Annotated in this window: 9 protein-coding genes; 3 read left to right on the top strand and 6 right to left on the bottom strand. The window is 52.0% G+C overall.

Annotation, left to right across the window (positions count from 1 at the left end):
• Positions 1–270 precede the first annotated feature (270 nt).
• Both nspC and AZH53_RS01510 read right to left on the bottom strand, forming a co-directional pair.
• Positions 271–1,449 carry a carboxynorspermidine decarboxylase gene (gene nspC, locus AZH53_RS01505; protein ID WP_319641795.1) on the bottom strand — a complete coding sequence of 393 codons (1,179 nt, stop codon included), beginning with the start codon at positions 1,447–1,449 and terminating at the stop codon, positions 271–273.
• On the bottom strand, positions 1,440–2,654 hold the full coding sequence (locus AZH53_RS01510; RefSeq protein WP_319641796.1) for a saccharopine dehydrogenase family protein: 1,215 nt from the start codon (positions 2,652–2,654) through the stop codon (positions 1,440–1,442). Before AZH53_RS01510 ends, nspC begins: the two co-directional genes overlap by 10 nt.
• A 277-nt stretch (positions 2,655–2,931) precedes the next feature.
• Between AZH53_RS01510 and mutS the strand changes: the two genes are divergently transcribed.
• Together mutS and mutL are read left to right on the top strand one after the other, a co-directional pair.
• Positions 2,932–5,550: a DNA mismatch repair protein MutS gene (gene mutS, locus AZH53_RS01515; protein WP_319641797.1), complete on the top strand. Its 2,619-nt coding sequence runs from the start codon at positions 2,932–2,934 to the stop codon at positions 5,548–5,550.
• A gap of 13 nt (positions 5,551–5,563) precedes the next feature.
• Positions 5,564–7,366, top strand: coding sequence for a DNA mismatch repair endonuclease MutL (mutL, locus tag AZH53_RS01520; RefSeq protein ID WP_319641798.1), 1,803 nt, complete (start codon positions 5,564–5,566; stop codon positions 7,364–7,366).
• A 42-nt stretch (positions 7,367–7,408) separates the two neighbouring features.
• Here mutL and AZH53_RS01525 read toward each other — a convergent pair whose 3' ends face one another.
• Positions 7,409–8,035, bottom strand: coding sequence for a HemK2/MTQ2 family protein methyltransferase (locus AZH53_RS01525; protein WP_319641799.1), 627 nt, complete (start codon positions 8,033–8,035; stop codon positions 7,409–7,411).
• Between the two features lie 77 nt (positions 8,036–8,112).
• Between AZH53_RS01525 and AZH53_RS01530 the strand changes: the two genes are divergently transcribed.
• Positions 8,113–9,846, top strand: coding sequence for an ATP-binding protein (locus AZH53_RS01530; RefSeq protein WP_319641800.1), 1,734 nt, complete (start codon positions 8,113–8,115; stop codon positions 9,844–9,846).
• A 1-nt stretch (position 9,847) separates the two neighbouring features.
• Here the strand turns inward: AZH53_RS01530 and rsmA are convergent, their stop codons facing one another.
• Genes rsmA through AZH53_RS01545 form a run of 3 tightly spaced genes read right to left on the bottom strand, consistent with a single transcriptional unit; the run spans position 9,848 to position 11,570 of the window.
• Positions 9,848–10,651 (bottom strand): 16S rRNA (adenine(1518)-N(6)/adenine(1519)-N(6))-dimethyltransferase RsmA, encoded by an 804-nt coding sequence (gene rsmA, locus AZH53_RS01535; RefSeq protein ID WP_319641801.1) that lies wholly within the window; start codon positions 10,649–10,651, stop codon positions 9,848–9,850.
• On the bottom strand, positions 10,648–11,208 hold the full coding sequence (locus AZH53_RS01540) for a DUF655 domain-containing protein (protein ID WP_319641802.1): 561 nt from the start codon (positions 11,206–11,208) through the stop codon (positions 10,648–10,650). The genes rsmA and AZH53_RS01540 overlap by 4 nt, the downstream gene beginning before the upstream one ends.
• 11 nt (positions 11,209–11,219) lie before the next feature.
• Positions 11,220–11,570, bottom strand: a complete 351-nt coding sequence (locus AZH53_RS01545) for an RNA polymerase Rpb4 family protein (RefSeq protein WP_319641803.1) — start codon at positions 11,568–11,570, stop codon at positions 11,220–11,222.
• Between the last annotated feature and the right edge of the window lie 14 nt (positions 11,571–11,584).

Below are 11,584 nucleotides of genomic sequence, written 5' to 3' on the forward strand. Positions count from 1 at the left end.
CTGATTTTCCTCAGATTGTTCGTAGATTTATTGCCTGTGGTATTTACCAATAAACCGTATGATGCTATAAATGCGGGACGTTTTGCGGCATCTTTGCTGATTGATATATCTGTGCATGGAGGTGGACGAGGAGGATGGCTCTGAAAGCATCATATGGTATATTGAATTCAGTGGATCTCAGTAGGGGGAGAAAATGAAGACGGGCTGGTAAAGGGATTTGGGCATAGCCTCCTCCTGAAAAATTGAGAAAAAGAAGGGAATGAATCCGTTTCAGTTCAGGCGGTTCACGAAATCCTCATACCCGAATTTTCTCAGGGTAATGAGTTCTCCCTCGGAGCAGTTCCAAGTCGCGATGGAAGGGAGAGGGACACCGTTGAAGATGGTGTTTTTCACCATCGTATAATGAGCCATATCGGTAAAGACGATGTGATCTCCCGGTTTCAGGGGGGAATCAAATGAGTATTCGCCGATGTCGTCACCCGAGAGGCATGTGGGTCCGCCCAGACGGTATGTATACTTTTTTTCTCCCGGCAAGCCGGCTCCGATAATCTCCGGCCTGTAGGGCATCTCAAGTATATCGGGCATATGTGCGACTGCCGAGGCATCGATGATCGCAATCATGCCATTGTTCTCGACGATATCGATGACCTCAGATACCATCCATCCGGCATTCAGTGCACATGCCTCGCCGGGTTCGAGATACACCTCGACTCCCCATTCCTCCCTAAATTCACGGACGAGGCGGATAAGAAGGTCAGTGTCATAATCTTCGCGGGTGATATGGTGGCCGCCGCCAAAGTTCACCCACTTCATATCACCTAACCAGGGGCCGAAACGGGCGGTGAAAGCGTCGAGAGTTCTTTCAAGTGCATCCGCACCGCTTTCGCAGAGACTGTGAAAATGCAGCCCTTCAAGGCCGGTCATATCCGCCCCCTCCAGTTCTTTCAACAGTATGCCGAATCGTGATCCGGGTTTACAGGGATTATATATTTCTGTAGTTACCTCGCTATGCTCCGGATTTACCCTGAGTCCGCATGATACTTCACTCCCGGAGGAAAGAATCATGTCGCGGTGGCGATCCCATTGTGAAAGCGAATTGAATGACAAATGGCTGCAGTATTTCAGATACTCCTCCATTTCGCTTTCCTTGAAAGCCGGGGAGAATGCATGCACTTCTCCTTTGAAGGTTTCATATCCGAGACGTGCCTCGTTGAGGGATGCACAGCAGGTGCCTGCATACTGTTCTTCAATCTCGTCAAAGACCTTCCATGCGGCGAAGGCTTTCAGGGCAAGAAGGATCTTTCCCCCGCTTTCCCTGGCGACCATACCCATAATGTCGGCGTTTCTTCGCAGGGCTTCACAATCGAGAAGATAGCAGGGGGTTTCAACCCGGCTGAAGTCCGGGAGGCGTGAAGGCTCGGTGTTATGACCCCGCCCTCTCACGGGCATACCCCCCTGCATGTTGCATCCACATCACTGAGCTTCCACGGCAGTCCGCGCTTTGCCACCTCCTCCAGGAATGGGCGTGTGTCAAACTCCTCAACATTCCAGACTCCGGGGCGCTCCCAGATTCCGTTGAGATACAGGGCGGCACCCGTTGCTGCGGGAACACCGGTGGTATAGGAGACCGCCTGTGCGCCGACTTCCGCATGCGCCTTGGCATGTTCACAGACATTATAGATCATCCTGCGGCGGATCTCGCCATCCGCTTCTCCTTCGAAGATGCATCCAATTGATGTTTTTCCGCTGTACCCTTCCGAGAGGGATCCGGGATCTGGAAGGATTGCTTTGAGGAACCGGAGGGGGACAATCTCATGTCCTTCAAAGCTCACCGGTTCGATGCCGGTCATCCCAACATTCTGGAGGACCCTCAGATGAGTGAGATATTCGTCGCTGAATGTCATCCAGAACCGGATCCTTTCAAGTCCCGGGATATTATTGACAAGGGATTCCTCTTCTTCGTGATAAAGCAAATACGCTGTGCGTACGCCAACTTCTGGAAAATCGATTGAACGGGCAATTTCCATTGGCTCAGTCTCAATCCACTGCCCCTTTTCCCAGTATTTTCCTTTACTGGTGACTTCTCTGATATTGATCTCCGGATTGAAATTTGTGGCAAATGGAAGTCCGTGATCACCATCATTACAGTCAACGATGTCGATGGTATGAATCCGATCAAAGAGCATGTCGCGCGCATATGCGCAATAGGCATTGGTAACCCCCGGATCAAAACCACACCCCAGTATTGCCGTGATTCCTTCCCGTTCGAATTGCTCCCGGTAGGCCCATTGCCAGCTATATTCAAATTTTGCCTCCTCCGGAGGCTCATAATTTGCAGTGTCAAGGTAGGCTGTACCGGTTGCAAGGCAGGCATCCATAATAGAAAGATCCTGATACGGAAGGGCGACATTGATGACGATGTCAGCCTCTGTTTCGCGAATTAGAAAAGCTACTTCTGAATCATCGTTGGCGTCAACCTGTGCCGTTGCGACATCAACGCCTGTTCGTGACTTCACTGAAGCTGCGATGGTATCGCATTTCTTTCTCGTTCTGCTTGCAATCGTAATTTCTTCAAATGTTTCCGGATCCTGGGCGCATTTATGTACAACGACATTGCCCACCCCTCCGGCACCTATGATAAGCACATTGCTCATGGCACTCTCCTTTTGAGTTTTTTACGCTTTGGATTGTTGTGGTACTGTGTGACCTGAAGGCCATCAGACATCGCCTCGTCAATAGCTCACACTCTTATTTGTTATTAGTAATTGCCGTAAAAGGTAAAAAGTGAGTCTATTGGATGCGACTATTGCCTCATTGTTCAATGAGGAAAGATACCAATTGCGCGGGGACCCATTCTGTTTCAAATTCAGGGTAGCGGGGGCATTCAACAACACTCAATACGCAACAAACCGAACATATCAATGACGCAAGATGAGTAAGGGACCAACTCCTGCGATGCGGCAGTTTTACGACATGAAGGCACAATACCCCGGCTGCGTTCTCTTCTTCCAGATGGGTGATTTTTATGAAACATTCGGGGAAGATGCGGAACTTGTCGCGCGTGAACTGGATATCACTCTGACCTCACGCGGAAGGACGATGGAAGGTGAGCGAATGCCACTTGCAGGCGTCCCCATTCATGCGGGTGAGGCATATATTGCCCGCCTTGTCAAGAAGGGATACCGCGTTGCAGTCTGTGATCAGGTAGAGGATCCGAAAAAGGCGAAAGGGGTAGTAAAACGTGATGTTGTCCGTGTGATCACCCCCGGTACTGTTATCGATTCTGCAATGCTGCATACCGCCGGACAGAGCTACCTGATGGGCCTGTCTGTGTCTAAAAAAGGAAAGCGCTTGGGGCTTGCGTTTCTTGATATTACGACGGGTGAATTTTTCATCACATCCTGCAGGAGTGAGGATGCCGCAGATCTCACTTCTGCTGTTGACAGGCATATGCCCTCTGAGTGCGTTGTTCCCGAGGATTCACCCGGCTGGATACCACGAATACTCAAAGAGCGCGGGGTTGTCGTCACGTCATATGATCCGTACCATTTCACCCGCGATGCATCGATAAATCTCCTCTGCAGCCAGTTTTCTGTTGCGTCCCTGGAGGGGTTTGGATGCGCAGGGATGGAGGAGGGAGTGTGTGCTGCCGGAGGCTGTCTGGCCTATGCGAAGGAAACACAGAAATCCGAACTGTCGCATATCCGTACGATCTCGGCGATGGTTCCGTCCGGCACAATGGTGCTTGATTCCATAACTCTTCGGAATCTGGAACTTGTCCGGGGAATACGTGAGGGAAGCGATTCAACGCTTCTCGCTGTTCTTGACCGTACACGGACGGCGATGGGAGGCCGACAGTTACGCTCGGATATCATTGCGCCTCTCATCGACAAGGCCGGGATTGAGGAGAGGCTGGATGCGCTTGAATATCTCTTCAATGAACCTATGCAGCGGACATCCCTGAGAGAAAGTCTCCATCGCTTTTCCGATATCGAGCGAATTGCCGGGCGGATATCATATGGGAATGCAGGTCCGCGGGATCTGGTGACGCTGCGGGATTCACTTGTGCGTATCCCTGTAATTCGCGGCGCCTGTATTCCACGCGGTGACACCCCCCTCCCGGATGCGCTGGCATCCTGCATCGAGGGCATGAGCACCCATGACACGATTGTATCGCTCATTGCCTCTGCTCTTACGGATGAGCCCCCCGTACTGGTGAAAACAGGAGGGGTGATCCGTGACGGATATGACCCCCGCCTCGATGAACTCCGGAGTATTTCCCATTCCGGAAAAGACTGGATTGCTGGGTTCCAGCAGGAAGAAAGGGAGAGAACCGGGATAAAATCCCTGAAAATTGCATATAACAAGGTATTTGGGTATTATATCGAGGTGACGAAGGCAAATCTCCATCTAGTTCCTCCGGACTACATCCGAAAACAGACGATGTCCAATGGCGAGAGGTATACGCTTCCTGTCCTGCAGGAGATGGAGGCGAAGATCTCAAATGCGGAAGAACATCTCACGGCAATGGAGGCAGAAATTTTCAGTGAGATCATCACCGCCCTGAATGAACATGTATCTGCACTTCAGGAAACGGCACGAAATATCGGCCGTATCGATGTTTTTGCCTCACTTGCAGAAGTTGCCGCACTCTATGGATATGTGCGGCCGATTATCGAGGACTCGGGGCGCCTTCTTATTTCCGACGGGCGCCATCCGGTAGTCGAGCGGAGTCTTGAGTCGGGTTTTGTCCCAAATGATGCGGAACTTGATACCGGGGGAACACAGATTCTCATCATCACCGGGGCCAATATGGCAGGGAAGTCCACCTATATGCGTGAGGTGGCTCTCATCTGTATCATGGCCCAGATGGGGTGTTTCGTTCCCGCTGATCAGGCAGTGATCGGGATCACGGATCGCATTTTCACACGGGTGGGCGCCTTTGATGATCTTGCCAGTGGTCAGTCCACATTCATGGTGGAGATGATCGAGCTCGCAAATATCCTCAATAATGTGACTGACCGGAGTCTCGTTATCCTTGACGAAATCGGGCGGGGCACTTCGACACTGGACGGGTATTCCATCGCACGTGCCGTTCTCGAGTATCTTCATGGCAGGGGGAAATCCGGGCCGAGAACTCTCTTTGCCACACATTTCCATGAGATTGTTGAGGTTGAGAGTGATCTAAAACGGGCGAAAAATTATCATTTTGCGGTGAGGGAAACCGGCAGTGATGTGATCTTTCTTCGCAAGCTTATCCCGGGCGCAACAGACCGCAGTTATGGTATCCACGTTGCGCGCCTTGCAGGCGTCCCAAAACCGGTCTCTGCACGGGCCGAGGACATTCTATCTATCGAACGGACACGGGTCATGTCAACTGAAAGGGGGAAAACGCCCCGCTATACCCAGATGCTTCTCATCGATGCGCCGGGAGGGGTGAAAGAGACCACCGACCCCGTGCTCATTGAGCTTCGGAACCTGGATCCGGACTCAATGACGCCCCGGGAAGCACTTGCAAAGCTATACGAACTTCAGAAAAAAGCACAGTAGGGGGTTTTCGCGAATGAAGAAATCAGTGCCACGGATCACGCTCCTTGATGATGATACGATAAACCAGATCGCTGCAGGTGAGGTCGTTGAACGACCCGCCTCGGTGGTCAAGGAGCTGATTGAAAACTCCCTCGATGCAGGTGCCTCATCGATCAGTATCGAACTCCTTTCTGATACGAAGGGGATAACGCGAATCAAAATCATCGATGATGGTTGTGGCATCCCCCCGGAAGATGTTGAAAAGGCGTTCCTCAGGCACGCAACCTCTAAGGTCAGGTATGCTGAGGACCTGCATGTCGTAACATCCATGGGGTTCAGGGGCGAGGCACTCGCAAGTATATCCGCCATCTCCAGGGTCCTGATGGTCACCCGCACCAGGGGCGCCGATACCGCGACAACCATGGCCGTAAGCGGTGGTGAGGTGACGGGCTTCGGAGAAGTTGCCGCCCCCAGTGGAACGTCCGTCACCATAGAAGATCTGTTTTACAACACGCCTGCACGTCGTAAATTTCTGCGTTCCCGACAGACCGAACTGCTCCAGATCTATCTGGCCGTCGAGGCGGAGGCGCTTGCGCATCCGCATGTAGGATTTCTGCTGATGCATAATGGCCAGGAACGTATACGGACGCAGGCAACCGAGAGGCTTATCGATACGGTCGGATTTCTCTTTGGGCATGAGCGGATACCCTCGCTTATCGGCATCTCTACGGGTTCGCCGTTCATGCGAATTGACGGATATGTCAGCCATCCCTCGGACTGCCGAACAAACAGGGCCGACACCTTCATCTCGATCAATCGTCGGCCGGTGGTATCAAAGACCATCGCGCGGGCGATACGGGCCGGGTATGGTACTCTGGTAGCAAAAGGGTCCTACCCGTCCGTCTTTCTGAACCTGACCATCGACACGGGACTGGTGGATGTCAACGTCCATCCCACCAAGCGTGAGGTACGCCTCTCCCGGGAACGTGAGATTCTGGAGGAGATCACCCGGGCGGTCTCCGAAACTCTACACTCGACCGATATTCTGCGGAAAAGGACTAACAGGACTGAAGCTGAGATTGGTGAGAGGAACCTGATTTCTCCCCGTGTATCGGGCGTACGTGAAGAGACGCCGAAGAGCTATTCCGCTGGTGGTTCCGGTGTGCAGGCCGGTGGCCGTGTTCACCTGAAATTCTCAACGACAGACAAACAGCTGCGACTGACAGAGACGGTGTGCCTCGGAGATACACCCGGGCTCCTTCCCTCCCTGAGGGTAATTGGGCAGGTATGTGAACGGTACATTCTCGCCGGTTCGGTGGCTGATGACGAACTATTCATTATCGATCAGCATGCCGCACATGAGCGAATCCTCTATGATCAGCTAAGTGCCGGGAGAGATGGTCGTCTCCAGCGCCAGGATTTGCTCGTCCCTCTGGTTGTATCCCTGAGACCGGCTGAACATGCCGCATTGAACGATGCCTCATCTGTTCTTGAGGATCAGGGTTTTGTCATTGAGGATTTTGGCGGTGGCAGCATCGCCGTGCGTTCAGTCCCCATGGTATTAGGAAAGAGGCTCGGGGCAGAAATAATTCGGGATATTGCCGGGGATCTCATTGCAGAAAAGTCCCTCTCTTCAGATGAGAGAAAGGAACAGATTACCTGTATGGTGGCCTGCCGGGGAGCGATTAAAGCCGGCACAACAATGAGCAATGAGCAGATGGAACGGCTACTGGATCAGCTCTCGCGGACCAGTGAACCCTATACCTGCCCGCACGGACGACCGGTTATCCTCTCATACACCATAAGCCAACTTGACCGCCTGTTCCACCGATCGTGATTGTATTTTGCTCATCCGGCGAAGTTCGGGGAGACCCATCTCTTATGCCCGCATCCCCGCGCTCATACCGCAGAGGTCATGGATGATGCGAAGAACTATCAGCCGTTCCCCTTCGACGACGGTCTGTGCAACAATGAAGGTGAGAAATCCCTGTCTGCTGAAGATTTGCCGGACTTCGTCGATGCCGGTGAGGTCGGAGATGAGAAGCAGGGCCCTTCCATGTGGTGCAATAATATCGGAGAGGATATCTGCAAATCGTCGTATGGAGTCCCTGCCGTCTTCGCCGCCGTCAAGGGCGTGTTCGAGCCAGTCATCGATACGTTCGCCGGGTGCTGTAGGGAGATAGGGTGGATTGAAGAGTACGACATCAAATTGGTGACAGAGACCCGATGCCAGATCCGTCCTGATGACCTCCACTCTCTGGATTCGGGCAGATTTGCAGGCGTGGGGATTGATATCGGTCGCATAGCAACGGGTAACTGTCGCAATATGCCTGGCAATATACCCGCTGCCGGTGCCTATCTCGAGTACTGTCTCTCCTGGATGCACCTCATGCATGGCTGCCTCCAGGAGAAGCATGGTGTCCGCTTCCGGCTGGTAGACCTGGGGATGCCATTGGGGGTGCCCCTCCCCGGGATTATCTGTTGCGTTATTCAATTTGGACTCCATCTGGTGTTCCTTCTCAGTTACGGCCCATGGCATTACCCTTTAAAGCCATGTACATGCTACATTGTAAATACGGACTTATGGAGATTGTCATAGGAAAAGCAGCAGGCAGGGATTTTGCCATCGATGCACAGGAACTGGTGACGGGAAGGACATGCATTATCGCCCAGTCAGGTGCCGGAAAAAGCTGGAGCATTGCGGTTTTATGTGAACAGCTGTGCCGGTACAGGATTGGGTTCTGCCTTATCGATACGGAAGGGGAATATTTCTCCCTGAAGGATAAGTTCGACCTTATATGGATAGGGGCGGATGAAGAATGTGACTATGACATCGAGAAGGCAAACCTAAAGGAAATTCTGCGCGAATCGATGCATTCCGGTATTCCGGTCATATATGATGTGTCTGAGGTTGCAATGACCGATAAGGTCGCTCGCCTTGCCCACATACTCTATGATATTGCAACGGATGAACGCCAGCCATATCTCCTGATTGTGGAGGAGGCGGACAAGTTCATCCCCCAGAGTAAGGATTCCATCAAGAAAATTGAAGAGATCTCACGAAGGGGAAGAAAGCGGGGTCTTGGGATGCTTGTTGCAACGCAGAGGCCGGCCATCGTCACAAAAAATGTGCTTTCACAATGCAACAATCAGATCATCGGGAAGCTCTCCATTGAAAATGATCTAAAGGCGGTGGATCTCTTCTTTGGCTCAAAGAGGGAGGTTGAAGAACTCTCAACGCTGAATCCCGGCGATTTCTTTGTGATGGGGGGGCTCACCCGTGAGAAGACCAAGATGCGGTTTGCCAAACGGGAAACCAAACACCGTGGGCTTACCCCTCTCCTCTCCCCCAGGGAACCAAGCCCGCTATCGCCGGAACCGGAGGACACCGAGCCTGCAGAAATGTCACATCCGCCCATGGGGGAGTCTGAAAATATTCCTGATGTGGCTGCGGAGACAGCTGGAAAGAGTACATCGCGTGAACCGGCATCCCTGATCGCAGAACCGGAAGAGAGCAGTAAAACGGCCAAAGCTCCCAAGACGCCCCGTGCCAAGGTCCGCAAGAGACGAAACCCTTCCCCTCTTGCACTCAAAGGAATGCCTGTTCATATTACACGGGATGAGGCACTCAATATCGCAGGCGGCAAACTGAAAAAGAAGGTTCTGATATTTGGAGAGGATGAACGCCTCGCCTCGGTGGAACTGTTGTACTGGCCGCTTTATCATGTGAATGTCAGGTATATTTCTGGGAGGATAAAGAAAAATACGCAGGAAACAGCATTTTTTATTGACGGAATACATGGTCACTGCGCAGAGCCTGACGGTGGTCTCCGGCTCCGACCCTGTTTTTCCGATTACATTGGGCTTTCGGAGGAAGCCATACGTGTTCTTGCAGCATTTTCGATGACCGGGGAAACCCCGACCGAGATTGAGGCGGCAGCCCGTATTGGGCCCGCGGCCGTCGAGAGGGCGATCGATGAGCTTCTTGCACGAAAACTAGTCACAGCGGCAGAATATGCGGGCGGTGTACCGGTTTATGTTCCGCTGGTCAGTCACGGCATTCCCAAACTCGGTACTTCAGTGCGCACCCTCCCCTCGCCACCGGTCGTGCTTGATGAAGTGACGGTTGAGGAATGCCCCGTCCGCACCGATGACATCCGTACCATCCTCAAAGTCATCGAACCGACCTCGGAAATTCGAAGCTGTGATCGATTCTACTATCCGGTCTATGAAGTGTCAATCGCATCCGGTGCATCTGTACGATCTGTTTTTATCGACGGATTGCACGGAACGCGGGTAATGATCCAAAAAAATTAACCTACTGTTTTGCCGATCTGTGCGCCTTCTCTGGTTGTGCAGCCCCGGCATTTGCAATGTCGGCAAATTCTTTAAGTGAGAGTTCTTCCGGCCGTCTAGCAAGAAGTTCATCGGGGAGTGTGCCTATGATGCGATCCACGGTCTCTGTACCGAGGAGACTGCGTGAGGTTTTCAATCCCTTCCGCACGGTTTTTCGGCGGTGCGAAAAGAGCTCACGAACAATGAGTGCATACAAGTCCGTATCTGCAATGGGATGGGGAGGAGACCGGGGAGTGATCTTCATCACCCAGGAATGAACTTCCGGCGGGGGAGAAAATGCCTTTGGGGATAGCTGCATCATTGGTTTGACCTTTGCATATGTCTGTACCATTATGGAAAGTCTGCCCACTCCCGGCGTACCCGGCGGAGCAATCATGCGCTGTCCAAATTCCTTTTGGTACATCAGCACTGCTTCGCCGAATCCGATATCCAGGAGACGGAAGGTGATCCTGGATGATGCTGAGTAGGGAAGGTTTGCCACGACTTTTTCAAAAGGGGGGATTTCGCACCGGACGGCATCTCCGTGAATCAGAATGAGGGTGCCATTTTTAATCTCGCGGGCGAACCTGATTTTCAGATCCTCGACAAGGCCGCTGTCAAGTTCTATCGCGATGACGGTTGCACCGCGATTCAGAAGGGCTTTTGTAAGAGGGCCTTCTCCCGGTCCAATTTCAAGCACACGCTTTCCGGCAACATCGACCATGCCGGCAATCTTCTCGATTGCCTTTCGGTCGATGAGAAAATGCTGGTCCCTTGGAGCCTTCATTTCGATGTGAAGAGCCGGTATTTTATCTCCGGATCTTCGATCTCTTCCAGGATTCTCTTTACAATCATCTGCTCCGGATGCGGTATGGCTTTTATCCGGGTTGAGATGTCTTCGAAACTTTCGAACGGTTTTTTCGTTCTTTCATCGAGGATTTCCTGAAGAAGCTTCTTTCCAATACCCGGAAGAAGGTGGAGCATATGCAGCTTGATAGAGATAGGGACGGCGCTGTTGTAGAAATCTACAAATCGCTGTTCTTCTTCTTTTACAATCGCTTCGATTGCAAAAGGAAGCTCCATCTTTGCGGTCTGGGTAAGATCCTCATAGCCGATACGACGTTTGACCCGCTCTATCTTGTCACGTTCCCGATCGCCGATATACACCACATCGTGAAGCTGAATATCACTCACTTTCGGGACGAGTTCCAGAAGTTTGAACTGATCTTTACCCACTCCCTGTACCAGCGGTTCAGGTTTGTACTGCTGGCGGATTGCTTCGATCCGACCACGGGGGAGAAAGTCAATAACGACTGCATAAAGCTCTTTTTTATCAGACCGCAAAATAATCACCCTCAATAATGAGCTAAAACGAGATCGATGATCTCATCGAGTTCATCACCTGTCAGGGTGAACCGCTCCTTGGCATAGATTGCCCTCAGTTCATCCCGGGTTTTTGGCATAATATTGACAATGCGGTAAGCAATGTCTGGTTTCATCTTTTCCAGCGTTGCGAGCTCATCAAGAAGAGCCCGTGCGTTATCCGCATCGGTTTTTGAGAGATGATTGGCATGCTCAATACTCCTGCGGAGTTCATAGGACATTTCACTTCCTGATTCGAGCCGCGCTGATTCGACGGCAAGGAGCATCTCACGTACTTCCGGGAGCGAAATCCTTTCTTCACCAATTATTCCCTTTACTTTCATGCCAATCACAAGGG

The sequence above is a fragment of the Methanovulcanius yangii genome, assembly GCF_018687785.1.
GTDB lineage: Archaea > Halobacteriota > Methanomicrobia > Methanomicrobiales > Methanomicrobiaceae > Methanovulcanius > Methanovulcanius yangii.

What these genes read in the sequence shown, in the direction of transcription:
- nspC (WP_319641795.1), bottom strand. Translation starts at nt 1,449, where the DNA reads ATGCCCGTGAGAGGGCGGGGTCATAACACCGAGCCTTCACGCCTCCCG.
- AZH53_RS01510 (WP_319641796.1), bottom strand. Translation starts at nt 2,654, where the DNA reads ATGAGCAATGTGCTTATCATAGGTGCCGGAGGGGTGGGCAATGTCGTT.
- mutS (WP_319641797.1), top strand. Translation starts at nt 2,932, where the DNA reads ATGAGTAAGGGACCAACTCCTGCGATGCGGCAGTTTTACGACATGAAG.
- mutL (WP_319641798.1), top strand. Translation starts at nt 5,564, where the DNA reads ATGAAGAAATCAGTGCCACGGATCACGCTCCTTGATGATGATACGATA.
- AZH53_RS01525 (WP_319641799.1), bottom strand. Translation starts at nt 8,035, where the DNA reads ATGGAGTCCAAATTGAATAACGCAACAGATAATCCCGGGGAGGGGCAC.
- AZH53_RS01530 (WP_319641800.1), top strand. Translation starts at nt 8,113, where the DNA reads ATGGAGATTGTCATAGGAAAAGCAGCAGGCAGGGATTTTGCCATCGAT.
- rsmA (WP_319641801.1), bottom strand. Translation starts at nt 10,651, where the DNA reads ATGAAGGCTCCAAGGGACCAGCATTTTCTCATCGACCGAAAGGCAATC.
- AZH53_RS01545 (WP_319641803.1), bottom strand. Translation starts at nt 11,570, where the DNA reads ATGAAAGTAAAGGGAATAATTGGTGAAGAAAGGATTTCGCTCCCGGAA.